The 288-nt window shown below is 60.1% G+C and carries 1 pseudogene; it reads right to left on the bottom strand.

Annotation, left to right across the window (positions count from 1 at the left end):
• A pseudogene (locus BP737_RS02545) lies at nucleotides 1–288 on the bottom strand (hypothetical protein); the annotation flags it as partial.

The raw sequence follows: 288 nt of genomic DNA, 5'->3' as shown, positions 1-288 counted from the left end.
CAACGCCCTTTGCCGGTTTGCTTTTCTTCTTCTTCCACTTCGATGAAGAACGACAGCGGCAGTTCATCGCTCTGGAACTCCACGTCGATGTGCTCCCGGTTCGGGTCCTCCTCCGCAAAGCCCGTCCTGACCGAGGCGATGTTCCAGCCGTTCTCAAGCAGGACTCCGGCCCGCCGGTCGGCGAGGAGGATCTCGATCACCTCCGTGACGTTGACGTCGAACCTTCTTACCGGGATCTCGGAGGTGTTGACGGAGATCGAGACACTCCCCCGCTCGTAGTGGAGGATC

The sequence above is a fragment of the Methanoculleus sp. UBA291 genome (assembly GCF_002499755.1).
Taxonomy (GTDB): Archaea; Halobacteriota; Methanomicrobia; order Methanomicrobiales; family Methanoculleaceae; genus Methanoculleus; species Methanoculleus palmolei.
This window is presented reverse-complemented; position numbering and strand designations above follow the sequence as displayed.